General features: G+C 68.8%; 27 protein-coding genes. 12 read left to right on the top strand and 15 right to left on the bottom strand.

The window, feature by feature from the left end:
- Positions 1-9: 9 nt before the first annotated feature.
- Positions 10-288 carry a hypothetical protein gene (locus tag NQK81_RS13110; RefSeq protein ID WP_257488397.1) on the top strand — a complete coding sequence of 93 codons (279 nt, stop codon included), beginning with the start codon at positions 10-12 and terminating at the stop codon, positions 286-288.
- A gap of 11 nt (positions 289-299) precedes the next feature.
- Here NQK81_RS13110 and NQK81_RS13105 read toward each other — a convergent pair whose 3' ends face one another.
- Positions 300-941 carry a DUF305 domain-containing protein gene (locus NQK81_RS13105; protein ID WP_257488396.1) on the bottom strand — a complete coding sequence of 214 codons (642 nt, stop codon included), beginning with the start codon at positions 939-941 and terminating at the stop codon, positions 300-302.
- A gap of 87 nt (positions 942-1,028) precedes the next feature.
- On the opposite strand from NQK81_RS13105, the gene NQK81_RS13100 reads away from it, so the two are divergent.
- Together NQK81_RS13100 and NQK81_RS13095 are read left to right on the top strand one after the other, a co-directional pair.
- Positions 1,029-2,489, top strand: a complete 1,461-nt coding sequence (locus tag NQK81_RS13100; RefSeq protein ID WP_257488395.1) for an LVIVD repeat-containing protein — start codon at positions 1,029-1,031, stop codon at positions 2,487-2,489.
- Between the two features lie 104 nt (positions 2,490-2,593).
- The gene (locus tag NQK81_RS13095; protein ID WP_257488394.1) at positions 2,594-3,553 is read left to right on the top strand and encodes a hypothetical protein; all 960 of its coding nucleotides are present in this window, start codon (positions 2,594-2,596) and stop codon (positions 3,551-3,553) included.
- 33 nt (positions 3,554-3,586) lie between these two features.
- On the opposite strand, the gene NQK81_RS13090 is transcribed toward NQK81_RS13095, so the two are convergent.
- From NQK81_RS13090 to NQK81_RS13080, 3 genes are read right to left on the bottom strand one after another with little or no spacing between them, the layout of a single operon-like run.
- Positions 3,587-5,140 (bottom strand): glycoside hydrolase family 13 protein, encoded by a 1,554-nt coding sequence (locus NQK81_RS13090; protein ID WP_257488393.1) that lies wholly within the window; start codon positions 5,138-5,140, stop codon positions 3,587-3,589.
- A complete protein-coding gene (locus NQK81_RS13085; protein ID WP_125676391.1) occupies positions 5,140-5,535 on the bottom strand; it encodes a globin in 396 nt (131 codons plus the stop codon). The genes NQK81_RS13090 and NQK81_RS13085 overlap by 1 nt, the downstream gene beginning before the upstream one ends.
- A 20-nt stretch (positions 5,536-5,555) precedes the next feature.
- Positions 5,556-6,536: a mechanosensitive ion channel family protein gene (locus NQK81_RS13080; RefSeq protein WP_126729832.1), complete on the bottom strand. Its 981-nt coding sequence runs from the start codon at positions 6,534-6,536 to the stop codon at positions 5,556-5,558.
- Positions 6,537-6,955: 419 nt separating this feature from the next.
- Between NQK81_RS13080 and NQK81_RS13075 the strand changes: the two genes are divergently transcribed.
- A complete protein-coding gene (locus NQK81_RS13075) occupies positions 6,956-7,450 on the top strand; it encodes an HNH endonuclease (RefSeq protein ID WP_007034711.1) in 495 nt (164 codons plus the stop codon).
- Between the two features lie 117 nt (positions 7,451-7,567).
- Here the strand turns inward: NQK81_RS13075 and NQK81_RS13070 are convergent, their stop codons facing one another.
- On the bottom strand, positions 7,568-7,921 hold the full coding sequence (locus NQK81_RS13070) for a hypothetical protein (RefSeq protein WP_016332309.1): 354 nt from the start codon (positions 7,919-7,921) through the stop codon (positions 7,568-7,570).
- Between the two features lie 278 nt (positions 7,922-8,199).
- On the opposite strand from NQK81_RS13070, the gene ctaJ reads away from it, so the two are divergent.
- Together ctaJ and NQK81_RS13060 are read left to right on the top strand one after the other, a co-directional pair.
- Positions 8,200-8,457 (top strand): aa3-type cytochrome oxidase subunit CtaJ, encoded by a 258-nt coding sequence (ctaJ, locus tag NQK81_RS13065; RefSeq protein ID WP_257488392.1) that lies wholly within the window; start codon positions 8,200-8,202, stop codon positions 8,455-8,457.
- Complete coding sequence (locus tag NQK81_RS13060) at positions 8,444-8,926, top strand: DUF5130 family protein (protein WP_257488391.1); 483 nt, start codon at positions 8,444-8,446, stop codon at positions 8,924-8,926. The genes ctaJ and NQK81_RS13060 overlap by 14 nt, the downstream gene beginning before the upstream one ends.
- 70 nt (positions 8,927-8,996) lie before the next feature.
- Here the strand turns inward: NQK81_RS13060 and pepN are convergent, their stop codons facing one another.
- Positions 8,997-11,570, bottom strand: a complete 2,574-nt coding sequence (pepN, locus tag NQK81_RS13055) for an aminopeptidase N (RefSeq protein ID WP_257488390.1) — start codon at positions 11,568-11,570, stop codon at positions 8,997-8,999.
- 169 nt (positions 11,571-11,739) lie between these two features.
- Here pepN and NQK81_RS13050 point away from each other — a divergent pair, with 169 nt between their 5' ends.
- Complete coding sequence (locus NQK81_RS13050) at positions 11,740-12,360, top strand: mycothiol-dependent nitroreductase Rv2466c family protein (RefSeq protein WP_257488389.1); 621 nt, start codon at positions 11,740-11,742, stop codon at positions 12,358-12,360.
- On the opposite strand, the gene NQK81_RS13045 is transcribed toward NQK81_RS13050, so the two are convergent.
- On the bottom strand, positions 12,357-13,160 hold the full coding sequence (locus NQK81_RS13045; RefSeq protein WP_257488388.1) for an MBL fold metallo-hydrolase: 804 nt from the start codon (positions 13,158-13,160) through the stop codon (positions 12,357-12,359). The two genes, NQK81_RS13050 and NQK81_RS13045, sit on opposite strands and share 4 nt — an antisense overlap.
- Positions 13,157-13,876: a 2-phosphosulfolactate phosphatase gene (locus tag NQK81_RS13040; RefSeq protein WP_257488387.1), complete on the bottom strand. Its 720-nt coding sequence runs from the start codon at positions 13,874-13,876 to the stop codon at positions 13,157-13,159. Before NQK81_RS13040 ends, NQK81_RS13045 begins: the two co-directional genes overlap by 4 nt.
- A 45-nt stretch (positions 13,877-13,921) precedes the next feature.
- Between NQK81_RS13040 and NQK81_RS13035 the strand changes: the two genes are divergently transcribed.
- Entirely contained in the window at positions 13,922-14,395 is a 474-nt protein-coding gene (locus tag NQK81_RS13035) for a ribose-5-phosphate isomerase (protein ID WP_007034718.1), read from the top strand.
- 1 nt (position 14,396) lies between these two features.
- Positions 14,397-15,206, top strand: coding sequence for an Fpg/Nei family DNA glycosylase (locus NQK81_RS13030; RefSeq protein ID WP_257488386.1), 810 nt, complete (start codon positions 14,397-14,399; stop codon positions 15,204-15,206).
- 318 nt (positions 15,207-15,524) lie between these two features.
- On the opposite strand, the gene NQK81_RS13025 is transcribed toward NQK81_RS13030, so the two are convergent.
- The gene (locus tag NQK81_RS13025; RefSeq protein ID WP_126729820.1) at positions 15,525-16,298 is read right to left on the bottom strand and encodes a hypothetical protein; all 774 of its coding nucleotides are present in this window, start codon (positions 16,296-16,298) and stop codon (positions 15,525-15,527) included.
- Between the two features lie 111 nt (positions 16,299-16,409).
- On the opposite strand from NQK81_RS13025, the gene NQK81_RS13020 reads away from it, so the two are divergent.
- From NQK81_RS13020 to NQK81_RS13010, 3 genes are read left to right on the top strand one after another with little or no spacing between them, the layout of a single operon-like run.
- Positions 16,410-17,285, top strand: coding sequence for a TIGR03619 family F420-dependent LLM class oxidoreductase (locus NQK81_RS13020; RefSeq protein WP_257488385.1), 876 nt, complete (start codon positions 16,410-16,412; stop codon positions 17,283-17,285).
- A 2-nt stretch (positions 17,286-17,287) separates the two neighbouring features.
- The gene (locus NQK81_RS13015; RefSeq protein WP_257488384.1) at positions 17,288-17,734 is read left to right on the top strand and encodes a nuclear transport factor 2 family protein; all 447 of its coding nucleotides are present in this window, start codon (positions 17,288-17,290) and stop codon (positions 17,732-17,734) included.
- Positions 17,735-17,755: 21 nt separating this feature from the next.
- Positions 17,756-19,522 (top strand): M48 family metallopeptidase, encoded by a 1,767-nt coding sequence (locus tag NQK81_RS13010; protein WP_257488383.1) that lies wholly within the window; start codon positions 17,756-17,758, stop codon positions 19,520-19,522.
- Here NQK81_RS13010 and NQK81_RS13005 read toward each other — a convergent pair.
- From NQK81_RS13005 to NQK81_RS12980, 6 genes are read right to left on the bottom strand one after another with little or no spacing between them, the layout of a single operon-like run.
- Positions 19,515-20,729 carry an RNA polymerase sigma factor gene (locus NQK81_RS13005; RefSeq protein ID WP_257488382.1) on the bottom strand — a complete coding sequence of 405 codons (1,215 nt, stop codon included), beginning with the start codon at positions 20,727-20,729 and terminating at the stop codon, positions 19,515-19,517. The genes NQK81_RS13010 and NQK81_RS13005 overlap by 8 nt on opposite strands.
- 27 nt (positions 20,730-20,756) lie before the next feature.
- A complete protein-coding gene (locus tag NQK81_RS13000) occupies positions 20,757-21,659 on the bottom strand; it encodes a TauD/TfdA dioxygenase family protein (RefSeq protein WP_126729812.1) in 903 nt (300 codons plus the stop codon).
- Positions 21,656-22,978 (bottom strand): LLM class flavin-dependent oxidoreductase, encoded by a 1,323-nt coding sequence (locus tag NQK81_RS12995; RefSeq protein WP_257488381.1) that lies wholly within the window; start codon positions 22,976-22,978, stop codon positions 21,656-21,658. Before NQK81_RS12995 ends, NQK81_RS13000 begins: the two co-directional genes overlap by 4 nt.
- Positions 22,975-23,811, bottom strand: a complete 837-nt coding sequence (locus NQK81_RS12990; RefSeq protein ID WP_257488380.1) for an ABC transporter permease — start codon at positions 23,809-23,811, stop codon at positions 22,975-22,977. Before NQK81_RS12990 ends, NQK81_RS12995 begins: the two co-directional genes overlap by 4 nt.
- Complete coding sequence (locus tag NQK81_RS12985) at positions 23,808-24,569, bottom strand: ABC transporter ATP-binding protein (protein ID WP_126729807.1); 762 nt, start codon at positions 24,567-24,569, stop codon at positions 23,808-23,810. The genes NQK81_RS12990 and NQK81_RS12985 overlap by 4 nt, the downstream gene beginning before the upstream one ends.
- Positions 24,566-25,585 carry an ABC transporter substrate-binding protein gene (locus NQK81_RS12980; RefSeq protein WP_257488379.1) on the bottom strand — a complete coding sequence of 340 codons (1,020 nt, stop codon included), beginning with the start codon at positions 25,583-25,585 and terminating at the stop codon, positions 24,566-24,568. Before NQK81_RS12980 ends, NQK81_RS12985 begins: the two co-directional genes overlap by 4 nt.
- Positions 25,586-25,645: the final 60 nt, after the last annotated feature.

Below are 25,645 nucleotides of genomic sequence, written 5' to 3'. Positions count from 1 at the left end.
GCTGTCTCCATGAGCGACAAGGACGGGGAAGACCCGACGGCGGATTTCCTCGCCGAGGTCCGGCCGGAGGAGACCCCGTGGCGGACCGAGCGCCCGCCGGGTGAGGAGGCGCCGGAACGCGCCGAACGCCCGGAGAAGTGGGGTCGCGCCAAATCCGCGGGACGGGCCGCGGCGAAGGCCGCGCCCTACGTCCAGGCCGCCGCGCTGGCGACCTGGATCGTCTCGGGCACCCTCGACGACGACTCCGGCGACTCCGGGTTCGACCTCGGCTCCTCGGGCGAGGCCTGATCCGCGAGGGATCAGAGCTTTCCGCGCATGGTCTTCATCCGCTCGATCTCGGCGGACTGGCCGGTGATGACCTCCTGCGCCATCTCCTGGGCCTTGATCTCCACACCCTTGCCGAGCTGGGCTTCGGCCATGGTCAGCGCGCCCTGGTGGTGCGCGATCATCAGATCGAGGAACAGCTTTTCGAACGCCACCCCGCTCGCCGCGCGCAGATCTGCCAGCTGGGCCTCGGTCGCCATCCCCGGCATGAGCGCGTGATCGTGCCCGCCACCGTGACCCGCGTGCCCGTCGCCCGGCACCGGCTTGCCGCGGTCGGACAGCCAGGTCTTCATCATCGTGATCTCGCCGTCCTGCGCGACCGAGATCCGCCCGGCGATCGCCCGGATCTGCTCGTTCGCCGTCTTGCCCGGCACCAGGTCGGTCATCACCTTCGCCTGCTGGTGGTGGGGGATCATCATCGTCATGTACTCGACGTCGGCCTCGTTGGGCTGATCGCGGTTCACCGGGCCGGGGGAGCCGGTGCCCGCCTGCTCTCCGGGCTTGCCGGGCACGATCACCGGAGCGCTTTGGGCCGGTTGCGCCGGGGTTTCGCCGCCGGTGCAGCCCGAGACTACGAAAGCAGCGGCGACCAGGGCCGATGTCAAACTATTTCTCATCCCGGGAGTTCCTCCGTTGGTCGGTATCTGTTGAGCCTAAATAAGGAATAAGGTGCGCGTAAAGCTGGGTGGAAGGAGAGCCATATCGTGCTGCAGCCTGGGCTGAAACGCCGCTTGACCAGGGTCTTCGTGTCGGCGGCCGCAGTCGCCGCCCTCGGGGCTTCCAGCGCGCTCGCCGCGCCGGCCGTCATCGCCGAACCGTCGGCGACCGCGATTCCGGGTGTGGACGAGATCGTCCACAGCCCCAACCTCCGATCGATCGCGAACGTCCCGCAGCAGGGACCGTTCACCAAGGACTCGACCGGCACCGACATCGCGTTCACGAAGGGTCACGCGATCGTCGGCACCTACGACGGGTTCAACGTCTACGACGTCCGCAACCCGTACCGCCCGAAGATCGTCAGCCAGGTCCTGTGCCCCGGCGGGCAGAACGACGTGTCGATCTCCGGCGACCTGCTCTTCCTGTCGACCGACGCGTCGCGCAGCGACAACTCGTGCACCAGCGTCTCGAAGCCCGCCTCGGACAAGACGTCGTGGGAGGGCATCAAGATCTTCGACATCTCGAACCTCGCGGCGCCCAAGTACGTCGCGGCGATCGAGACGGACTGCGGTTCGCACACCAACACCCTGGTGCCGGACAAGCGCGGCAAGGACGTCTACATCTACGTCTCGTCGTACGCGCCGGCGGCCAACCTGCCCGACTGCCAGCCGCCGCACGACAAGCTGTCGATCATCAAGGTCCCCGTGAAGGACCCGGCGAAGGCCGCGCTCGTCGCGACCCCGGTGCTGTTCCCGGCCACCGAGGGTGGCGGCAACCCCGGCGGCACCAACCCCGACGGCACCCGCCGGTCGCCGACCACCGGCTGCCACGATCTGACGGCGCTGCCGGAGAAGGACCTGATGGCCGGTGCCTGCATGGGTGACGGCGTCCTGCTCGACATCTCCGACCGGCTCAAGCCGCGGGTCATCCACCGCGTGCAGGACAACGTGAACTTCGCGTTCTGGCACAGCGCCACCTTCAACAACGACGCCACCAAGATCGTCTTCACCGACGAGCTCGGCGGCGGCGGGATGGCGACCTGCCTGGAGAAGTTCGGCTCCACCCGCGGCGCCAACGGCATCTACCAGATCACCGGCCGCGGCGACGACCGCAAGCTGGAGTTCGTCAGCTACTACAAGATCCCGCGTCTGCAGTCCGAGACCGAGAACTGCGTGGCGCACAACGGCTCGCTGATCCCGGTGCCGGGCAAGGACATCATGGTCCAGTCCTGGTACCAGGGCGGCGTCTCGGTGTGGGACTTCACCGACGCGAAGAACCCGAAGGAGATCGCGTTCTGGGAGCGTGGCCCGCTCTCGAACGAGAAGCTCGTCGGCGGTGGCACGTGGTCCGCGTACTGGTACAACGGCCACATCTACTCGTCCGACATCGTGAAGGGCCTGGACGTCCTGGACCTCAACGACTGGCGGACCTTCCCGGCGAAGCTCGTCCGGCAGAACGAGTTCAACGCCCAGACGCAGTACAAGCTGCACCCGGGCTTCAACAAGTAGCCCGCTAACGCTATGAACGGGCCGTTCCTTGTGAATTTCGCAAGGAACGGCCCGTTTATTGCGTCTGTGCCCGGATGGATCTGTGCTTAGCTGTCGCTGACAGCATGATCTATCTGGGGGTTTTCGAGATGAAGCTTCGTCGTAGATCCACCGCGCTCCTGGCCATCGGGGTGGTGGCGTTCAGCGCCGCACCGGCCCAGGCGAGCGCCACATCCCTGATCGCCGAGCCCACGGTGACATCGGCCGAGTACCCGGACGACGGTGCCTGGCACCCCGGCGCCGGAATGCCGGGTTCGTTCACCTTCAACGCCAACGGTGATGACGCGGTCATCGGGTTCTATTACGGGAACACCGATCCGGCGGGCACCTACGTGGCGGCCGACCACCCTGGCGGGACGGCGACCGTTTCCTACATCCCGCAGACTTCCGGCCCGAACGATCTCTACGTTGCGAGCGTCGACAGCGCGGGCAACCGGTCGCCTCAGCACGTCCACCACTTCTACGTGCAGTCGACGGAGCCGCAGATCACCGGGCCACGGGAAACCGGCGTCGGTGTGCCCGCCGAGTTCCGGTTCGCCCCACGTATCGCCGATGTCGTCTCGTACACCTATCGGATCGACGACGGGCCGGAGACCACCGTCGCGGCCTCGGCCGATGGCGCCACGACCGCGAACATCGTCACGGCGAGCAAGGGGCTTCACCGGCTCTACGTGTGGAGCACGACTGGCGCCGGCTTGACGTCCGGCACCGCCGACAGGATTTACACGGCCAGTGACGCCCCGCTGGTGGCGAGCACCGACTACCCGGATTCCCAGGGCAGCGGCGGTCCCGGCGTCGCCGGCGTCTTCACCCTGACCCCTCGTATGCCGGGCGTTGTCGAGTACACGTACTACCTCGACGAGGAGTGGAGCAAGCCGACGGTGGTCCCGGCCGCGGCCGACGGCACGGCGAGCTTCACCTTTACACCCGCCGCTTCGGGTTTCCACTCCCTCAAGGTCTTCAGCCGGGCCGCGGATGGCACCCGGTCGGACGGCAGTCGTGACTACTACGTCGTGGTGAACTGAGTCGCCCTGGCTCGTCTGGTCTCCCGGCCGAGGTCAGACGAGCCAGGCGGCCGCGTCCGGCGGCAGTTTCCCGTTCACCAGCGGAACGCTCGACAGCAGCACCTCGCCCGGCGGCAGCGCGATCGGGCTCGCCGACGTGTTCAGCGCGCACACCAGCCCGCCGCCCCGCCGCCGGAACGCGAAACATCCCGCGGGCGCGCCGTACCATTCGAGGTCGTCGCCGCGGAAAGCCTTGTGCGACTTACGGATCTCGATCGCTCGCCGGTACAGCGACAACGTCGACGCCGGATCTTCCAGCTGCGCTTCCACGGTCACCGACGCCCACGAAGCGGGCATCGGCAGCCACGTGCGCGGATTGCGTGAGAACCCGAACGGCGGCAGGTCGCCTTCCCACGGCAGCGGCACCCGTGACGCGTCCCGGCCGAACTCGGCGCCGGAGGTCTTGGCCCGCGGGTCCGCGACCGCGTCGGGCGGGATGTCGACGTTGCCGAGCCCGAGTTCTTCGCCGTTGTACAGATAGACCGCCCCGGGCAGCGCGAGCTCGACGAGCGCCATCGCCCGCGCGCGCCGGACGCCGCGTTCACCGTCGCCGTACCGGCTGACCTGCCGCCAGACGTCGTGGTTGCCCAACGTCCAGGTGGCGGGCGCCCCGGCGGATTTCGGCACCGCCAGCGACCGCTCGATGGCCGTCCGCAGCGCGTCCGCGTCGAAATGCGTGAGCACGAGCCGGAAGTTGAACGCCAGATGCAGCTCGTCCGGCCGCAGGTAGCGGGCGAGCCGTTCCTCGTCGGTCACCCAGATCTCGCCGACGGCCATGGTGCCCGGGTACTCGTCGAGCACCTTGCGGATCATCTGGTGGATCTCGTGGACGCGGTCGTTGTCGAACCGCGGATCGTAGAACTCGCTCGGCCCCAGCGGGTTCACCCGCGGGTCCATGTCCGGCAGGCCCGGCGGTTTCGCCATCCCGTGCGCGACGTCGACGCGGAAACCGTCCACGCCGTGGTCCAGCCAGAACCGCAGGGTCCGCTCCAGATCGGCGGCGACCTCGTGGTTGGTCCAGTTCAGGTCCGGCTGCTGCGGCGAGAACAGGTGCAGGTACCACTGGCCGTCCGGGACCCGCGTCCACGCCGGGCCGCCGAACGCGCTGACCCAGTTGTTCGGCGGCTGGTCGCCGCGCGGGCCGAGCCCGTCACGGAAGATGTAGCGATCCCGTTCCGGGCTGCCCGGCGGCGCCGCCATCGCCGATTTGAACCAGGCGTGGGTGTTGCTGGTGTGGTTGGGGACGACGTCGACGGTGACCTTGATCCCGCGTTTGTGCGCCTCGGTCAGCAGGACGTCGAAATCGCCGAGGGTGCCGAACATCGGGTCGACGTCGCGCGGGTCGGCGATGTCGTAGCCGTGATCGGCCATGGGGGAGCGGTAGAACGGCGTCAGCCACAGCGCGTCGACCCCGAGCAGCTCCAGGTACCCGAGCTTGCCGCGGATGCCTTCGAGGTCACCGACGCCGTCCCCGTCCGAATCGGCGAACGAGCGTACGTAGACCTGGTAGAAGACCGCCTGGGCCCACCAGGTCACGTCGCGTTCCATCACACGAAGCTGTTCATCATGCTGTTGGCGGCCATCTCCAGGTACGCCCACAGCTGGGAGCGGTAGGGCTCCTCGATGTTCTCCTCGTCGACCGCGATCTTGATGCAGCGCAGCCAGGCGTCGCGTTCGATCGGGCCGATCTTGAACGGAGCGTGCCGCATCCGCAGCCGCGGGTGACCGCGCTGATCCGAGTAGGTGTGCGGGCCGCCCCAGTACTGCATGAGGAACAGCCGGAAACGCTCCTCGGCCGGGCCGAGGTCCTCCTCGGGGTACAGCGGGCGAAGCACCTCGTCGACCGCCACTTCGGCGTAGAACCGCGCGACGATCCGGGTGAAGACCGGTTCACCGCCGATCGCTTCGTACAGGGTGGTGGGGTCAGGTTCGGTCACGGACACAGCTCCATTCTGCCCTTGTCCTACTGGGCCGCGGGGCCGGACGACATAAAGCGTCCCAGTGGCGGCTCGAAGCCGGCTTCGTCGAGCGCGGCGAGCAGATGCGCACGCAGCGCGCGCTGCACGGCCCACTGCTTACCGGGCCGGACCTTCACCGTCAGGCGGAGCTTGATGCTCTCGGGGGTGACGGTCTCCACGCCGAGCATCTCCGGCGGCTCCAGCACGTTCGGTGCGAGCCCTTCACTCTCCAGGAGCGTCTTCGCCTTGTCGGCCATCAGCTCGGTGGCCTTCTCGACGTCGGCCGAGTAGCTGAGCGGGACGTCGACGACGGCCACCGCGAAGCCCTGGCTCGAGTTGCCGACCCGCAGCACCTCGCCGTTGCGGACGTACCAGACGGTGCCGTTGATGTCACGCAAGGTGGTGATCCGGAGACCGACGGCCTCGACGGTGCCGGACGCCTCGCCGACGTCGACGACGTCACCGACGCCGTACTGGTCCTCGATCATCATGAACATGCCGGACAGGAAGTCCTTGACCAGGTTCTGCGCGCCGAATCCGAGCGCCACGCCGACGATGCCCGCCGAAGCGATGATCGGCGCCAGGTCGATGCCCAGTTCGCCGAGCACCAGGATGAACGCGAGGCCGTAGATCAGGAACGTCGCCATCGACTTGAGCACCGAGCCGATGGTGGCGGCGCGCTGACGGCGCCGTTCCATCACCGCCGACCCGAGCACCTCGGGAGCCTTCTCCCGCAGCGGTCTCAACAGGGCGGGCAGCTTCGAGGAACCGCCGTTCGGCATCCGCGTCACGCGGTTGATCAGGCGTCGCACCAGATACCGCAGCAGGAACGCCACGGCGACGATCATCAGGATCCTCAGCGGCTTCGTCAGAAGCCAGCCCGCCGACGCGGAGAGCCATTCGTTCTTTGTGACCTGGAACACCTGGTAGCACAGGCTGCCGGCCTCGCGCGTGCAGGCCGGGGGTTCGGTGGGCAGCAGGTTCACGGAGAGGAAATGTCCTTTCGTACTCGACGGGGACCGGTCACGCCGCTCGTCCCCGGCGGATGCGAATCGGCCAACATCATGTGGCCGCCGGGTCGCGTGCATGTGACACGTCCAGTAACACACGTGCACTTTGGGGCTGATCTGTGGTCGACTATGCCTGCACCGGTGGAGGTGGTCGAGTGCCAGACCGACAACCCATCCCCCTCGGCGTCCCGAGCCAAGCCGTGGCCGGACAGGCGCCGGAGGTCGTGTTGCGCGCACATCCGGGAGGTGCCCCCTCGCACGGGGCTCCACCGGGCGGGCCGGGAACGCGGCCAGGGGGTGTTGCCCGCCCGCCCGGACAGCGTAGAGGGCGGGACCCGTCGACTTCGGCGGTACCCACTACGACGACGGCGTCGTCCTGGGGCCGCAGACGGGTATTGCTGTTGAACGCCACGTTCGAACCGCTCACGGCGCTGCCGTTGCGGCGCGCGGTGGTCCTCGTGATGTGCGGCAAGGCCGAGGTGGTGCACGGAGACCCGGCAGGGCTCGAACTGCACGCCGCCACGGTCTCGCTGCCCGTGCCCTCGGTGATCCGGCTGAGCACCTACGTGCGCGTGCCCTACCGCGCGCAGGTGCCGCTGACCCGGGCCGGGCTGATGCACCGCGACCGGTACCGCTGCGCCTACTGCGGAGGGCGGGCCGAGACGATCGACCACGTCGTCCCGCGCAGTCGTGGCGGACCCCACAGCTGGACGAACTGCGTGGCCTGTTGCGCCAAGTGCAACCACCGGAAGGCGGACAAGCTGCTTTCCGAGATCGGCTGGCGCCTGCGCGTCGTGCCGAGGGCCCCGCACGGGCCGCACTGGAGGCTGCTCGCGCATTCGAAGGAAGCCGACCCGTTGTGGCGGCCGTACCTGGGCACCGCGGCCTGATCTGACCGCGAACACGTCGGCGCCCCGGCTGCCTTACGGCGGCCGGGGCGGGCCGATGATGCCGTGATGGAGCTCGTTACGAGTACGCCGTCCCCTACAAACCGGTCGTGCTCGGACTCAGGCGGCGAGGGAGAAGTCGCTCTGGCAGGTGACGCGGGTGCCACGGGTGACCCGGGTTCCGCGGGTGACGCGCGTGCCGCACGTGACGCGGGTTCCGGCCGTCACGCGGGTGCCGCGAGTGACGCGCGTTCCGCGGGTGACGCGGGTGCCGGCGGTGACCCGGGTGCCTCGGGTGACGCGGGTGCCACGGGTCACCCGGGTGCCGGCGGTGACCCGCGTACCGCGAGTGACACGAGTACCGCGCGTAACCCGTGTGCCCGCCGTCACACGCGTACCGGGGACGAATCCAATTTCGAAGAGTGACGAAATGTCGTCGATGATCGCCTGGCCGGGTGTCTGGGTGCTCTGCATGACATGTCCTCCTGCGACCGGTGCGTTACCTGCTGGGGTGGGGGAGCTGGGCGCAAGGCCCGTACAGGTGAAAAAGCTACGAGGATTTCAAGGCCGCGACAAGACGACAGCGCCGGGTGCGGCCGCCCGTACGTTGAGTTGCAACCTTTCGGCCTTGCGGGCTTCGCCCCAACGTGGGAGCGCTTTCGCGGCAAGCGGCGGACGGCCCCCTCCGGACGACGAGCGGTAGGTGCCGTGCGAGCGGGTGCGGCCGCACGCCATCGGATACGCTCACGCGCGTGAACCTTGTCGAGACGATCCTGGTCTTCGCGGTGATCCCCTTGGTCATCTACGCGCTGTGCGGGGTGGCCACGCTGCGGTCGAAGGGCGCGGGCGTCGCCCGGTACCGGCCGGGGCAGCCGTGGGAGTACCCGGCCATGTGGTGGAGCGCCAACCCCGACGGGGTCGGCGCCAGGCATTCGCACGCGGGCGGCGCGACCGCCGTCGGTGCGGCGGACGAAGCTTCGGTGACGGGAGGCGCTCGTGGCAACTGGTGAACTGACCCATTCGTCCACCGCTGTTGACGAAGAGCCCGGTTACGGCGCCGCCGTTACGTCCAGCGGCCGGATTTCCGCCGCCAAGATGTACGAACCGGCTGGTCCGATCAGCCCATTCACCACCCAGCAGCTTGCCCGGCTGGACGAGGCGCTGACGCTGGCCAGCCGCGAGACCGGGCTGGACTTCAGCGTGTACCTCGGCGACCTCGGCGAGGACACCCGCGCCACCGCCGAAGGCCTGCTGACCTCGACCGACAACCCCGCCGACGGCGTCGTCGTCGCCGTGTCGCCCGGGCAGCGCGTCATCGAGATCGTGACGGGCTCGCAGGCCCGGCACCGCCTGCCCGACCGCGGCGCGAAGCTCGCCGTGGCCAGCATGGTCGCTTCCTTCAAGGAAGGCGACCTCATCGGCGGCCTCGTGAACGCCCTCCGCATGCTGAGCGACCAGGCCGGCGCTCCGCAGCACTGACGCTTTACGCCGTGAAGGCCTCCTTGCCTACCTTGAGGGTAGGGAAGGAGGCCTTCACGGCGTTACGGGACTAGACCCCGGCCTGCGAGTCGAACTCACGGGCGGCCAGCGCCCGCACGATCCCGGCCCGGCCCTCCGAAACGAGACGGCGCAGCGCCGCCGGGTGCTCCCCGGCCAGCCACTCGTCCGACGCCTCCACCGTCGACGGCTCGACGGCCCACGACGGGTACAGCCCGACCACGGTCGGCTGCGCACGCTCGCTGGAACGCCGCTGCCACACCTCGTCGATGACCTCGAAGTAGCGCGTCACGTAGCCGCCGAGCAGGTGCTTCTGGCCCGGGTGGGAGAAGCCGGTGATGAGCGAGTCGCTGACCGCGTTGGGCAGCTCGTCGTCGTACACCGCCCGCTGCCATGCGTCGGCCTTCGCGTCCTCGGTCGGCCGAAGCGCCCGCGAGCGCTCCGCCTGGCGCCGTCCGGCCGCGGTGTCGTCCTTGCCGAGCTCCGCGTCGATCTCCGGGTTCTCCGCCTTGCCGTGCGCGACCAGCGCGTGCAGTAGTCGCCAGCGCAGGTCGGTGTCGACGGTCAGGCCCTCCAGGGGCGCCGTGCCGTCGAGCCAGCCCGCGATGATCCGCAGCGTCTTGTCGTCCAGCACGCAACCGGCGAGCGAGTTCACGAACGCCAGCTGGTGGTCCGAACCGGCCTCCGCGCCCTGCGCCAGCTCCAGCAGCCGCGCGGAGAACTCCGGCCAGCCCTTGTCCGCCGCCCACGCCGGGTTCGCGTACGAGTTCAGCGCCGTCTGCGCCTGCAGCAGCAGCCGCTGCACCACGCCGACCTCGGTCTCGGTGTGCACGCCGCGCTGCACCAGGGTGACGAAGTCGCGGGCCTTGAGCTCGGCCTCGCGCGTCATCTCCCACGCCGCCGACCAGCACAGCGTGCGGGGCAGCGGTTCGGTGATGTCGGCGATGCGGTCGATCAGCGTGGTCAGCGACGCGGGGTCGAGCCGCATCGTGCAGTAGGTCAGGTCGTCGTCGTTGACCAGCACGAGCTTGCCCGCCGGGAGCCCGACCAACGCCGGGACCTCGGTGCGCTCGCCGTCGACGTCGAGCTCGACGCGGTGCTTGCGGACGATCTTGCCGTTCTCGTCCTCGTCGTAGACGCCGACCGCGACGCGGTGCGTCCGCAGCTCACCGGCACCCGGCTTGGCGCCGGTCTGGGTGACGGCGAACGCGGTGTACGTGCCGTCGGCGCCGACCTCGTAGCGCGGGCTCAGCGAGTTGAGACCGGTGGTCTCCAGCCACTGCGCGCTCCACCACGACAGGTCACGGCCCGAAGCCTCTTCGAGCGCGCCCAGCAGGTCCGCCAGGGTCGCGTTGCCCCAGGCGTGCTTGCCGAAGTAGACCTTGAGCCCTTCGAGGAAGTGCTCCAGCCCGACGTAGGCGACGAGCTGCTTGAGCACGCTCGCGCCCTTGGCGTAGGTGATGCCGTCGAAGTTCACCTCGACCGCGTGCAGGTCGACGATGTCCGCGGCGATCGGGTGCGTCGAGGGCAGCTGGTCCTGCCGGTACGCCCACGACTTCTCGATGTTCGCGAAGCTGGTCCACGCGTTCTTGTACTCGGTGGCCTCGGCCTGGGCCAGCACGCTCGCGAAGGTCGCGAACGACTCGTTCAGCCACAGGTCGTCCCACCAGCGCATGGTGACCAGGTCGCCGAACCACATGTGCGCCATTTCGTGCAGCAGCGTCTCGGCGCGGCGCTCGTAGGCGTAGCGGGTGACGCGGCTCCGGAAGACGTAGTCCTCCAGGAAGGTGACCGCGCCGGCGTTCTCCATCGCGCCCGCGTTGAACTCCGGCACGAACAGCTGGTCGTACTTGGAGAACGGGTACGGGGTGGCGAACTTCTCGTGGTAGAAGGCGAAACCCTGCTTGGTCTCGGTGAACAGCTTGTCCGCGTCCATGTGCTCGGCGAGCGAGGCGCGGCAGTAGATGCCCAGCGGGATCGTGCGGTGTTCGTCGGAGAATTCGTCGCGCCACTCGCTGTACGGGCCGGCGATCAGGGCGACCAGGTAGGTCGAGATCCGCTCGGACACCTTGAAGACCGTGCGGACGGCGCCCTCGGGGGTCTCCTCGGTGGATTCGATCAGCGCGTTCGAGATGACCTTCCAGTCCTTCGGCGCGATCACGGTGAGCCGGTAGACCGACTTGAGGTCGGGCTGGTCGAAGCAGGCGAACATCCGCTTCGCGTCCGCGGTCTCGAACTGCGTGTAGAGGTAGACGCCGTCGTCGACCGGGTCGACGAACCGGTGCAGGCCCTCGCCGGTGTTCATGTACCGGCAGACCGCGTCCACGACGAGCTCGTTCGACCCGGCGAGGCCGGGCAGCTCGACGCCCTTGTCCTCGACGTACCCGCTGACGTCGAGTTCCGTCCCGTTGAGGACGGCCGACTCGATCCCCTCGGCGACGATGTCGACCCACGACGTTTCGCCGCTTCTGGCGCTGGCGAACTTGATCGTCGTCTTCGACGTGAAGGTCTTCTCACCGGGACCGCCGTGGCCGTCGGTCAGATCCAGCTCGATGTCGTAGGACTCGACGTCGAGCAGCTCCGCGCGCAGCTTGGCTTGGTCTCGGGTCAGGTTGGGGGCGGGCACTGGCACCTCTGGTCATCGGTATCGGTTTTGGTTTCCAACTACAGGCATCCAATCATGTCGGGGCCCGTGCTGACGACGGGAACAACGCCGACGGCCGCGATGTTGGCTCGCTGTGTAGCACCCTGTGTGTGTACCGGCCCGCCCAAGACGATGGCACTGGGAGAACCTGATGACCGCCCCGTCCGAGAAGACCAAGGTCGACTTCTACTTCGATCCGATCTGTCCCTTCGCCTGGATCAGCTCGCGCTGGATCCTCGAGGTGGAGAAGCACCGCGACCTCGACCTGAGGTTCCGGATCATGAGCCTGTCCGAGCTCAACAGTGGCCGTGAGGACCTGCCTGAGCAGTACAAGGAGCTGTTGAGCCGCGGCTGGGGCCCCGTCCGCGTGGCCACCGCGCTCGCCAAGAAGAACGGCGAGGAGGCGCTGCGCGACTTCTACACGGAGTTCGGCACGCGCCACCACAACCAGGGCGACAAGGACATCCCGAAGGTCATCAAGGAGACCCTCGAAGCCATCGGCGCGCCTGCCGAGCTGGCCGATGCCGCGGAGTCGGCCGAGTACGACGAAGCGCTCAAAAAGAGTCACTACGAAGGTATGAATCCGGTCGGAATGGACGTCGGCACCCCGACCATCCACATCGACGGCGTCGCCTTCTTCGGCCCGGTGCTCAGCTCGATCCCGCGTGGCGAGGACGCCGTCAAGGTCTTCGACGGCGCCCGCGCGCTGGCGAGTTACCCGGACTTCTTCGAGCTGAAGCGCACCCGTACCGGTGAGCTGAACTTCGACTAAGGGGTTTCCAGGGCGGCCTTGGTGACATCGCCGGGGTAGGGGGACCTCTCGACGGCTTCGTCCGACGTGAGGTCTCCCGCCGCGACCCGGGCCTTGAGCGCGACGAGTTCGCGCAGCCCGTCGCGGTGCTTCTCGATGAACGCGGTGCCGACGGGGTCCCCGTGCCCGGCCACGATGATCTTCGGCTCCAGCGCGAGGATCGCGTCCATCACGCCGGGCCATTCGGCCAGGAAACTGCCGTCGTTGAACGAGAACGCGCTGAAGCCTGCTTCGGCGTTCTCGACGGCGTCGCCCGCGAAGACGACCCCAGCGTCGGGCACCTGCACGAACAGGTCGTGATCGGTATGCGCCCGGCCGAGGAACCGCAGCACGACGGTGCGGCCGCCGAGGTCGATCTCGGCGGTGTCGGTGACCGGCTTGTCCGGCAGGGTGATCTCGGTGCGCTCCAGCGCCTCCGCCATCTCCGGCCGGTTTTCGCCGAGGTAGTGCTGGATCCACTTGCGCCGCGCGCTCTCGCCGTAGGTGATCAGTTCGGCGAAGCACCCTTCGTGCGCCCAGACGTCGCAAGGCAGGAACGCCGTCGTGCCGAAGGCGTGGTCGAAATGCGCGTGGGTGTAGACGACCGACCACGGCAGCGGCGTGATCTCCCGCACCGCCGCGGCCAGTTCGGCGCCCTGGTCGACGTCACCGCGGACGTCGACGACCAGGCAGCGCTCACCGCCCACGACGAGGCCGACGGTCAGGTCCAGCTCCTCGTAACGGCGCGCGTACACGCCGTCCGCGAGTTCGAGCCAAGTCACGAATCCTCCAGAATTCCGTTGCGCAGCACCGGAACCGTGCCGCTGGTGTCTCGCATCGCGGCGAGTTTCACGTCGTTCGCGTGCCCGGCCGCGGCGAGCTCGCGTCCTGAAGAACACTCTGTCAGTGCTTCGGCGATGTCGATCGCTTTCGCCGCCGCGGCGGCGAGACGGGCTTCGGCGGACAGGCGGCCGTAGCCGTCCAGCGCCGCGACGATCGCTCCCGCGCCGAGCTGATCCTCGACGCACGGTCTGAGCGGTCCGAACGCCTTGGCTTCGGTGCGGATGTCGATGCCCCAGCGTTCGCCTGCCGGGATGACACCGATCGGGCGCCCGTTCGCCAGCTCCGCCGCGCGGGCGGCGACGGCGGTCGCGTTGCGCAGGCAGCCCGCCAGGACTTCGGCACCGGTGGTGGCAGCGGCGTCGCAGAGCGTGGCGCCGTTGGGGGAGGGGAGCGCTAGGAGCGTGCCGGAAGGGATTTCCGTCACAGACGAAGGGCGCAAGGACCAGTGTTTTTCACCCGCGAGGATGGCACCGCGCGCTTTCGCGTCCTCCTCGCCGCGGTGGTCGCGCCAGCGGACCGGCAGCACGCGGCCGCCGTTGCCGAGCACGAGATCCGTTGTGGTGCAGAAGGAAAGCACGTCGACGATGACGAGAACGGCACAGTCCGCGCCCAGGGCGGCGACGCCCTCGCTTCCCCATTCGAGTCCGATGTCCACCCCCACAGCATGCTCGCCCCGGAACGTGATGGCAGACTCCGCGCTGTGCGTGTTTACCTTGGCTCTGACCATGCCGGTTTCGAACTGAAGAACCACCTCGTGGCCCACCTCAAGGAGCAGGGCCACGACGTCGAGGACGTCGGCCCCTTCGTCTACGACGCGGCCGACGATTACCCCGCGTTCTGCATCGAGGCGGCCCGCCGCGTCGTCGCGGACGAGGGCAGCCTCGGCATCGTCGTCGGCGGTTCCGGCAACGGCGAGCAGATCGCGGCCAACAAGGTCAAGGGCGCTCGCGCCGGCCTCGCGTGGAGCGTTGAGACCGCGAAGCTCACCCGCGAGCACAACCACGCCCAGCTGATCGGCGTCGGCGCGCGGATGCACACCACCGAGGAGGCCACGGAGATCGTCGAGGCGTTCCTCGCGACCCCGCCGAGTCCGGACGAGCGCCACGGCCGCCGCGTCCAGCAGATCCTGGACTACGAGAACACCGGCTGGCCGCCGCCGCTGCCCGAGCACTGACATGCCCGAGGGGCACACGCTCCATCGCCTGGCACGTCTGCACAAACGCCGGTTCGCCGGTCACCCGGTCGAGGTGAGCAGCCCGCAAGGACGGTTCGCCACCGAAGCGTCCCGTGTGGACGGCCGGGTGCTGGTGAAGGCCGAGGCGTACGGGAAGCATCTGTTCCACGACTACGGTCCACACGGGACGGTGCACGTCCACCTCGGCCTCTACGGCACGTTCTCCGACGTGCCGCTGCCCGCTACGGAACCGGTGGGGCAGGTGCGGATGCGGCTGGCCGGTCCGACACACTTCGCCGACCTGCGCGGCCCGACCCGGTGCGAACTCCTCGACGGGCCCCAGGTCGACGCGATCAAGGCACGGCTGGGCCCGGATCCGTTGCGCCGGGACGCGAAGCCGGGCAAGGCGTGGGAGCGGATTTCGCGGTCGAAGACGTCGATCGCGGCACTGCTGATGGACCAGTCGGTGCTGGCGGGCGTCGGCAACGTGTATCGCGCCGAGGTGCTGTTCCGGCACGGTGTCGCGCCGCTCGTCCCTGGCCGCGCGCTCGATCGCGGGCTGTGGGACGACATGTGGGCGGATCTCGTGACGCTCATGCGACACGGTGTCCGGGTGGGACGGATCGACACGGTCGCGCCGGAGCATCTGCCCGAGGTCACGGGCCGCGCGCCGCGGCAGGACCGGCACGGAGGCGAGGTCTACGTCTACCGGCGCGAGGGGATGCCTTGTCTCGTGTGCGGGACGGCGGTGCTGCGGAGCGATCTGGCGGCGCGGAACCTCTTCTGGTGCCCGACCTGCCAGCCCGCCTGACGGCCTCGGCGCCTGCTGCGCGTTCCCCTCAGGCCTGGGTGCCGGTACTCGTGTCGCGAAAGCCACTTTCGGGACATCTGACGTCCCGAAAGTGGCTTTCGCGACACGCCCGTCCGCGCCGGACCAGGCCGTGGCTGATCGGCCGCCCGTTCGTCGGCGTTGCGAAAGCCACTTTCGCAACGCTGAAGGTTGCGAAAGTGGCTTTCGCAACGTGCCGCGGTGGCCTAGCCGCCCGAAACCGGCCCCGAACGCCATGAAAGGTCCTTTCCTTGCGGATTCCGCAAGGAAAGGACCTTTCATGGCGCTTGAAGAGCGGCGCTAGAAGTCGAAGCCTCCGCCGTCGAACCCGCCACCATCGAAGCCGCCGCCGTCGAACCCGCCGGCGTCCCCGCCCATGTCTCCGCCCGCGTCGCCGCCGGCATCACCGGCGCCGGCGTCCTCCTGGCCCGCGTCGTAACCCGACTCCCAGGCCGACGCGCTCGCGATCCCCGCCATACCGGAGAACATCGCGCTGAACAGCAGCATCGAACCGAGACCCCAGGCACCGGCGACGAGCGCGGGCTTCCACCACGGCTCGCTGTACCAGCCCTGCGGCACCGGACGGCCGGCCACGCGGCCGCCGGGGTAGTAGTGCGGCGTCCGCTGGCTCGGGTCCGGCGAAGCCTCGTAGTGCTCGCCCTCGACGTCGACCGAGCGGTACTCGGTGACCTTGCCCGCCCTGTCCCGCTCTTCGCTGCCGGGCAGTTCCGGACCGGGGTCCATGCCCATCGCGAGGCGGGCCGCGCGGACGTAGTAGAGCCCTTCGATGGCGGTCTCGCGCACCAGGCGGGCCTGCTCCACCGTCTGCGCCTGCTCCATCTGGGAGCCCGCCGCGGTGAAGCGTTCGGACGCGTCCGCCATCGCCTGCTGGGAGGCGGTATCCGTGCCGGTGAGGTTCATGACCTGACCGCCGAGTCGTTCGACGAGGCGCCGTGCGTCCGCCTTCGCGTCGTCCAGCTGGCGCTTCTTGGCCGCCGCCTGGGATTTCGCGAAGTAGATGCCGCCGCCGACCACGACGACGAGGAGCACGATCAGGAAGATCGCGGTGCCCATGGGTTCACTCCAGGAATCGTTCGGCCTTTGCCCGGATCAACGCGGGGAACCCGCCGGGGGTTCCCCGAGGACACTGGCGGGTGAAACTAGAACACGTTATAGTTCGGCTCCATGAAGTTCACCCTGTCGATCGCGATGAATCCGCTCGATCAGCTGGGCGAGCTCGCCCGGGCCGCCGAAGAGGCGGGTTTCTCCTCGATCGCGCTCCCGGATTCCCTGTTCTATTCCGAAACGGTCTCGGCCGACTATCCGTACACGCCCGACGGCAGTCGCTTCTGGACCGAGGAGACGCCCTGGGCGGATCCGCTGGTCGCGGCCGCGTCGATGGGCGCGGTCACCGAACGGCTCACCTTCTACACCTCCGTGCTCAAACTGGGTTCCCGCAACCCGGTGCTGCTCGCCCGCCAGGTCAACTCGGTCGCCGCGCTGACCGGCGGCCGCTTCGGGCTCGGGCTCGGCGTCGGCTGGTCGCCGGAGGAGTTCCGCTGGTGCGGCGCGCCGTACGAGAAGCGCGGCAAACGCGTGGACGAGGCCATCGAGGTGCTGCGCCTGATCCTCGACGGCGGGATGGTCGAGTTCCACGGCGAGTTCTTCGACTTCGACAAGCTCCGGATGAGCCCGACGCCGCCGTCTCGGGTGCCGTTCTACATCGGCGGGCACACCGATGTGGCGCTTCGCCGGGCCGCGCGCGTCGCCGACGGCTGGTCTTCGGCGATGATGAAATTCGACGACCTCCGCGACACGATCGCCAAACTGCGCGGGCTGCTGGCCGACCAGGGCCGAGCCGACGACCCCTTCGAGTACCAGGCCGTCTGCATCGACAAGTTCGGTCTCGACGGCTACCGCGAGCAGGGCGATATCGGCGTCACCGACATCATCACCATGCCGTGGGTGTTCGACGGCCTCGGTTTCGACGCCGAAGTCGGCCCGAAGCTCGATTCCATCAAGAAGTTCGGCGACGAGATCATCGCGAAGATCGGAGACTGAACATGGGTGTCGACGTCTGCTGGGACCCGGCCACCGAGCAGCCGCCCGCGCGGCAGGCCGCGTTCCGCTCGATGACCGCCGTCACCGCCGGGGACAAGGCCGCCTGGCTCGCGCTCTTCGCCGGAGACGCCGTGGTCGAGGACCCCATCGGTCCGTCGATGTTCGACGAGGAGGGCAAGGGCCACCACGGTCAGGACGGGATCAGCGCCTTCTGGGACAAGACGATCGCGAATGTCGAACGTTTCCAGTTCACCATTCGCGATTCGCACGCGGCCGGTGACGAGGTCGCGAACGTCGGCACCATCACGACGTACCTGCCCGGTGGCTACCGCGTCGACACCGACGGCGTGTTCGTCTACCGGGTGCGCGAGGACGGGCTGATCGTGTCGATGCGCGCGTTCTGGGAGACCGAGCGCGCCATGGCCACGGCCAGGAAGGCCGACGAGTGACACCCGGGTAGGTTCCACGCCATGCGGGTCGGCGTGGTCAAGGTCGTAGTCCTGGTGGTGGGGTTCTACGCCTTGGCCACGCTGATCTTTCTTCTGCTCGCCTTCGGTGGCGGCTTCCTCCTGGCCGGGATCGACAACGTCCCGCTGTTCATCCTCGCCGGGCTCGGCCTGGGGTCGCTGCTCGGCGCCGGGGTTGTAGCGCTCCTGCCGATGCGCCCGGTGCCCTTCGTGCCGAAAGGGGTTCCGCTCTACCGCGACGACGCCCCCGAGCTGTGGGCGACCCTCACCGAACTGGCGGAGACGATCGGCACCCGGCCGCCGGATCAGGTCTGGCTCACCGCCGGGCCGGGGGCGTCGGTGGTCGAGGAGGCGCGGCTGTTCGGGCTGAAAGCCGGTCGCCGGTTCCTGTCGATCGGCCTTCCGACGCTCCAAGCGTTCACCCGCGCACAGGCGCGCGCCGTGCTGGCACACGAGTTCGCTCACTACGCGCAGCTCGACGGCCGGACCAGCGTGACCGGCTACCGCTCCCACGTCGCCGTCGCACGGATGCTCGACCGCTTTCCCCGGAGCACGATCAACCCGCTGACGTGGCTGTTCCGCGGCTACGCGCGGCTGTTCGTCCTCGCCCAGCGGGTGGCGAGCCGCCGTCGTGAGTACGGGGCCGACCAGGTCATGGGCCGGATCGCCGGGCGGGCCGCCGCGCATTCGGCGTTGCGGCTGCACGCGCGGCTCGGCGAGGAGTGGACGCGGTATCTGAGCGTCCACGTCGGACCCGGCGCGGACGTCGGGATGGCCCCCGACGACGTCTACGGCGGTTTCGCCGGAATGCTCGAAGCACGCCGTGAACGGCTGGCCACCGTCGACGAGCCGATCCGGCTCCCCTCGCGCTGGGACACCCACCCGCCGACGACGGAACGGTTGTGGGCCTTGGACACCGCGCCCGACAAGTCCGATGTGGACGAACGTCCGGCGGTGGGCCTCCTCGCCGATCCCGTCCGGTCCGCCGCCCGGCTCGAGGAGGCGTCGTTCGACTTCGGTGAGTGCCGTCGTCTCCCCTGGGACACGTATCCGCGTGAGGTGGCACTGGCGCGGCTGAAGGTCGACGCCGAGGCCGCGTACCGGGCCATCGCGCGGGCGTCGGGGCAGCCAGGCGGAAGCCTCGAAGCGCTGCTCACGTTGCCGGGAGCTGATGTCCCGGAGGACGGGCTCACGGCCGCCGTCGTGCTGGCAGCCTTGGCCGCGGGCACGATGCGGTTCGTGCACCGGTGGGACGACGAACCGGATTTCGTCCTCGCCGACGGTTCCTTCCTGGACTTCGATCTCGTCGAGGATCTGCTGATCGGCGAACCCGAGCACGCCGCGCGCGCCCGTGCGGCACTGGCGCGGCTGGGCATCGACCCGGCCGCCGCGCACGGCGGGGCGGAGCGGCTCTCACCGGGTGAGGCCCCGGTGATCGGCGGGCTGGCGAACGTGAAGTTCGACGATCGGCCCGGCCATCTGGTCATCACCGAACGCGGCCTGATCTTCTCGCCCGACCCGGAGGCCGAGGCAGGCTCCGGGAAGGACGCACTGCTCGCGCTGATGGCGCAGGCACCGTTCGCGGTCGCCGCGCGGGCCGGCGCGGTCTGGTTGCCGTACGAGGAGTTCTCACACGTGGAGAAGCAACGCGACATCCCGCTCAAGGCGACCGTGACCCTCTACAACGGTGTCGAGCACCGGATCCACACCGTCTACACCGGCTACGTCCACGAGAAGTCGCACGAGACGATCCTCCGGGTGCTCAGATGAGCCGCTCCGCGCGCCGCGTCAGGTACTGCTTCTCCGGTTCGCTCGCGGTCTTGCCGGCGGCCCGGAGATAGGCCTCGCGCGCGGATCCGGTGTCCCCGGCCAGTTCCAGCAGGTGCCCGCGGACGGAATCGAGCCGGTGCGTCTGGCTCATCCGGCTGTCGTCGTCGAGTGTGGCCAGCAGTTCGAGGCCCGCTTCCGGCCCGTTGACCTCGGCGACCGCGACGGCGCGGTTGAGCGTGACGACCGGGCCCGGCGAAACCTTCTCGAGCACGTCGTAGAGGGCGAGGATCTGCGACCAGTCCGTGTCGTCCGCGGTGGGCGCCTCGTCGTGGACGGCGGCGATCGCGGCCTGCACCTGGTACGGCCCGACCGGGCCCGCCTCCAGCGCCTCGCTCACCAGCGACACGCCTTCGGCGATCATCTCCGCGTTCCAGCGCGAACGGTCCTGCTCGGCGAGGGGGACGAGCGAGCCGTCCGCACCGGCGCGGGCGGCGCGGCGGGCATCGGTCAGCAGCATGAGCGCCAGCAGGCCGGTGACTTCGTCCTCGTCCGGCATCAACCGCCGGAGCAACCGGGTCAGCCGGATCGCCTCGGCGGTCAGGTCCGCGCGGTGGAGGTCGGGGCCGCCGCTGGTCGTGTAGCCCTCGTTGAAGATCAGGTACAGGACCTGGAGGACGACACGGAGCCGTTCGGCCAGCTCCCCGGCGGGCGGCAGGACGAACTCGGCGCCCGCCTTCTTGATGGTCTGTTTCGCGCGGCTGATCCGCTGGGCCAGCGTCGATTCCGGGACGAGGAAGGCGTTCGCGATCTCGCCCGTGGTCAGGCCGCCGACGGCGCGCAGGGTGAGCGCGAGTTGCGACGGCGGGGACAGGGAAGGGTGGCAGCAGAGGAAAAGGACGGTGAGCGTGTCGTCCGAATCGGACACAGTGGCTGGAGCGGGGGCCATCAGCGCGTCGTTCTCCTCGCGCCGCCGTCGCGCGCTCTCGCTGCGCCACTCGTCCACCAGCCGCCGGGTGGCGACGGTCGCGAGCCAGGACTTCGGACTGTCCGGGATGCCCTGCTCCGGCCATTGCTGCGCGGCCGAGAGCAGGGCTTCCTGGACGGCGTCCTCGCAGGCGTCGAACTGCCCGTGCTTGCGCACCAGCAACCCGATGACCTGCGGGGCCAGCTCCCGCAGGAGCGCTTCCACCTGACGATCGTCCTTCACGACGCCAGTCTTACCTCATACGCGCGGTCAGGCGACGGGGGAGTAGTGCGAAGCGTCGCCTTCGAGGGATTCGCTCGGCACCCCGTCGATACCCACCGGCACGTCACCCGCCACGGTCACCCGGTTCAGGCGGCGGGGCAGGTCGTCGTAGTTGTCGACGGCGTAGTGCTGGGTGATGCGGTTGTCGAAGAGCACCAGCTGGTTCGGCTCCCAGCTCACCCGGACGACGTTCTCCGGCCGCGTCACGTAGGACTGCAGCAGCCGCAGGACGTCCCGCGACTCGCCCTTCGACAGCCCGATGATCCGCTGCGCGAACCCGCCGATGTACAGCCCGCGCTCGCCGGTCACCGGATGCACCCGCACCACCGGGTGGACCGTGCGGAACTTCTGCGAGACGAACACTTTGCGGCGTTCCTGCTCCGCCTCGTCGAGGGTTTCCGGCGCCTTCGCGTAGTCGTAGTCGTTGGTGTGCTCGGCGCGCAGCGTGTCCGCGAACGCCCGGAGCGGTCCGGGCAGATCCCGGTACGCCGCGGCCGAGTTGGCGATCAGCGTTTCCCCGCCGTACGGAGGGACGACCAGGCTGCGCAGCGTGCTGGCCTTCGGCGGGTTGAGCACGAAGGTGACGTCGGTGTGCCACTGGTTCGCGCGGCCCTGCTCGCTGTCGACCGGCAGGATCGCGGGCTCGCCGTCCACGGACGGGACGGTCGGATGCGCCTTGGTCAGTTCGCCGAACCGCTCGGCGAACCGCTGCTGGCCCGCGTCGTCGAGGTCGACGCCCGAGAAGACGAGCGCCTTGTGCTCGTGCAGGGCCTCGGTGAGGAACGCGACGGTCGCGGCGTCGAGTTCCCCGGCTGGGTCGACGCCGAGGACGTGCGCGCCGATCCTTCCGGTGATCTTGCGGACCTCGACCTGGGTGTCGATGGCGGTCATGCGGCGTGCTCCTTCACTGGGGTGCGGTGGACAGGGCGGGCGAGGCCGTAGTGGCCGCGCAAGGTCGTGGCGGTGTACTCGGTGCGAAACAGGCCGCGCTTCTGTAGCTCGGGGACGACGAGGTCCACGAAGTCCTCGAGACCACCCGGAAGCGTGGGCGGCATGACGTTGAAGCCGTCTGCGGCGCCTTCGGTGAACCAGTGCTCCAGCTGGTCGGCGACCTGCGTGGCGGTGCCGGCGAACACGCGGTGCCCACGGCCGCCCGCGAGCCGCTCGATGAGCTGGCGGATGGTCAGGTTCTCGCGCCTCGCCAGGCCGGTGACCAGCTCGAACCGGCTCTGCGCGCCTTCGGTGAACGTGCCGACGTCGGGCAGCGGACCGTCGAGCGGGTACGCCGTCAGGTCGTGGTCGAGCATGGTCGACAGCTGCCGCACGCCGTACGCGGGCGTGATGAGGGCGTTGAGTTCGGCCTCGCGCTCCTTCGCCTCGGCCTCGGTGCGGCCCAGGATCGGGCTGATCCCCGGCAGGATCTTGATCTCACCGGGAGAGCGGCCGTATTTCGCGAGCCTTCCCTTGACGTCGTCGTAGAAGGCCTTGCCCTCGGCGAAAGTCTGCTGTGCGGTGAACACCGCCTCGGCGAACCGGGCCGCGTATTCCTTGCCCGTCTCCGAAGAACCGGCCTGCACGAGCAACGGATGACCCTGCACCGGACGCGGGATGTTCAGCGGCCCACGCACCTGGAAATGCGTGCCGTCGTGGTCGATCCGGTGGATGCGGTCGGTGTCGGCGTAGACCCCGGTCGCTTTGTCGACGACGGCCGCTCCGTCGTCCCAGCTGTCCCAGAGTTTCTTGGCGACCTCGACGAATTCGGTGGCCCGTTCGTAGCGCAGCGCGTGCGAAGGCCTGGCGTCGCGGTTGAAGTTGCGGGCCTCGTCCTCGCCCGCCGACGTCACGATGTTCCAGCCCGCGCGGCCACCGCTGAGGTGGTCGAGCGACGCGAACTTCCGCGCCAGGTGGTACGGCTCGTTGTAGGTGGTCGACGCGGTGGCGATCAGCCCGATGCGCTCCGTCGCCCCGGCCAGCGCCGACAACAGGGTCAGCGGCTCGAACAGGGTGTGCGAGTTGTAGCGGACGTTGCCCCACAAGGCGACGCCGTCCGCGAGGAACAGCGAATCGAGCTTGCCGCGCTCCGCCGTACGGGCGATGTCGACGTAGTGCTTCAGCGTCGCGGCGCGGTGCGGATCCGTGCTGGGATGCCGCCACGCCGCCTCGTGATGACCGTTCGGCATCACGAACGCGTTGAGGTGCAGGTGTTTCATGACTTCTCCTTGACCCGCCAGGTGGAGAACCGCCGCTCCAGCGCGACGAAGCCCGCGTTGATGGCCAGGCCCAGCACCGAAACCGTGATGATCGCGGCGTACATCTGCTGGATCTGGAAGTTGACCTGCGAGTTGTTGATCAGATAGCCGAGCCCGGCCTTGGCGCCGACCATTTCGGCGGCGATCAGGATGAGGATCGAGTACGCCGCCGCCATCCGGATACCGGTGAAGATGGTCGGCACCGCCGACGGCAGGATCACCTTCCGGAACAGGCTCGGGCTCGACAGCCCGAGCGAACGCGCGGCCTTGACCAGCAACGGATCCACGGTGTTCACCCCGGCGATCGTGTTGAGCAGCACCGGCCAGACGCAGGCGTAGACGATCAGCGCGATCTTGGACACCTCACCGATGCCGAGCAGGAGCGTGAACACCGGCAGCAGCGCCAGCGCGGCGGTGTTGCGGGCCAGCTCCAGCAGCGGGTTCAGGAACTCGGCGAGTGGCCGGTACCAGGCGATCAGCAGGCCGAGTGGCACCGAGACGCCCACCGCGATCACGAATCCGGCGGCGGACCGGCCGAGGCTCGCCAGCAGATGGTCGGCCAGCTGCCCGTTGAGGACGAGTTCCCAGAGGGCGACGAGGTCTTCCGACAACGGCGGCAGGAAGGTCCTGGTGCTTTCGTCGAGGACGTATCGGGGAGCGAGCTCCCAGACGGCGAGGAAGAGCAGGATCGCCGCCGAACTGCGGAACGCCTTGCGCAGCGGGTTCTTCCTGCGGGGCTTCTCGGCGGTTTTCGGTCCAGTGTGGACCTTCGGCGCTTCGAGTGTCGCGGTCATGCGGCCCTCCGGATCTCGTCGTGCAGCAGTTCCCACAGCCGGTGGCGGTGGGCCACGAACGCGGGTGCCGAGCGCAGGTCGTCGTTCGAGCGGTCGCCGAGGTCGATGTCGACGACGGCCTTGAGCCTGCCCGGCCGGGACGTGAGCACCGCGACCTTCTGTCCTAAATAGACGGCTTCTTCGATGCTGTGGGTGATGAAGACGATGGTCTTGCCGGTGCGCAGCCAGATCCGCCGCAGTTCCTCCTGCAGCAGTTCGCGGGTCTGGGAGTCCAGCGCGGCGTACGGCTCGTCCATCAGCAGCACGTCCGGGTCGTAGGCGAGGCTCCTCGCGATCGCGACCCGTTGTTTCATGCCACCGGAAAGCTGGTGGGGGAGATGGTCTTCGAAGCCGGAAAGCCCGACCAGGCCGAGGAATTCCCTGGCCCTGTCGGCGCGCTGCCGCTTGGTCAGCGTGCCGCCTTCGAGGCCGAACTCGACGTTGGCGCGTGCGGTGCGCCACGGGAACAGCGCGTACTGCTGGAACACGACCCCGCGGTCCAATCCCGGCCCGGTGACCGGTTTCCCGTCGATCAGGACCTCGCCGGAGGTGGGTTTCGCGAGCCCGCCGAGCAGATCGAGCAGCGTGGACTTGCCGGAACCGCTGGGGCCGACCAGCGAGAGGAACGTGCCGTCCTCGATGTCGAGGGAGACGTCGTCCAGCGCGGTCAATGTACCGAAGGTCTTGGTGACCGAGCGGAGACTGATCTTGGCGGTCATGCGCCACCGCCTTCGCGGTACGGGTTGAATTCGTTGGTGTAGATCTTCTTGAGGTCGACCTGGTCGTTCTTGATGAACCCGGACTGCTTGAGCCAGCCGGTCCAGAGGGTGTAGTCGTGGTCGGAGATCAGCCCGCCCTTGGTGACGCCGGTGCTCTTCCAGTACTTGAGCGTGTCGGTGTTCTCGTTGCGGCCGCGGTTCTGGATGATCTTGGTGAACCGGGCGATCACCTCGTCGCGTGGTGTGGTGCGCGCCCATTCGATCGCCTTGGCCACGCCGGTGACGAAGGTCTTCGTGGTCTCCGGGTACTTCTTGATGAAGTCGGTCCGCAGCACGTACGGCCCGCCGTTGTAGGGGCCGAACGCCTCGACGTCCTTCACGATCGGCCGCACGCCGCCTCCCGCCACGGCGCGGTCCTGGAGGACGCCGTTGAGTGCGGCGACGTCGATCTGGCCGTTGCGTAGGGCTTGTTCGGTGTTGATCGGCGGCAGGACGACCAGTTGCACCTGGTCGATCTCGGCGTCGGAGAGACCGCTGCGCTTGAGCCAGGTGTCGAGGGCGGCCTCCAGGTTCGCGCCGACGGTGTTGACGCCGACCTTCTTGCCGATGAGGTCGCGTGGCGTGCGGATCGGGCTGTCCTCCTTGACGTAGAAGCCCAAGAAGGTCTTCTCGTCGGAGCCGTAGTAGTTGACGACGGCCTTGATCGGGGCGCCGGCGTCGACGAGTTTGGCGACCGCGCCGGTGAAGGCGCCGCCGAAGTCGGTCTGGTCGGTCGCGGCGGACTGGATGTCCTGCGGCCCGCTGATCGTGTTGCCGACCCACTTGAGTTTGACCGGGCCGAAGTACCCGAGGTCCTCGGCGAGTTCGGGGAAGGTGACGTTGTTCGCCGACCCCTGGTAGCGGAGTTCGAGCTTCTCCGGCTGCCCGGCCACGCCGGCCGGGGTCGCGGAGGCGCCGCAGCCCGACAGCGCCAATCCGGCGATGAGCGCGGCGATCAAGGGCACTGGTTTCTTCACGGTGGGCTCTTTCGTTCGGGTTCGCGTCGTTGAAGAAGATTCTTCGCAGGCCCGGCGATG

The organism is Amycolatopsis roodepoortensis (assembly GCF_024628825.1).
In the GTDB taxonomy this organism is placed as follows: Bacteria; Actinomycetota; Actinomycetes; order Mycobacteriales; family Pseudonocardiaceae; genus Amycolatopsis; species Amycolatopsis roodepoortensis.
Note: the sequence above shows the minus strand (reverse complement) of the source record. Positions and strands in the feature narration are given on the sequence as shown.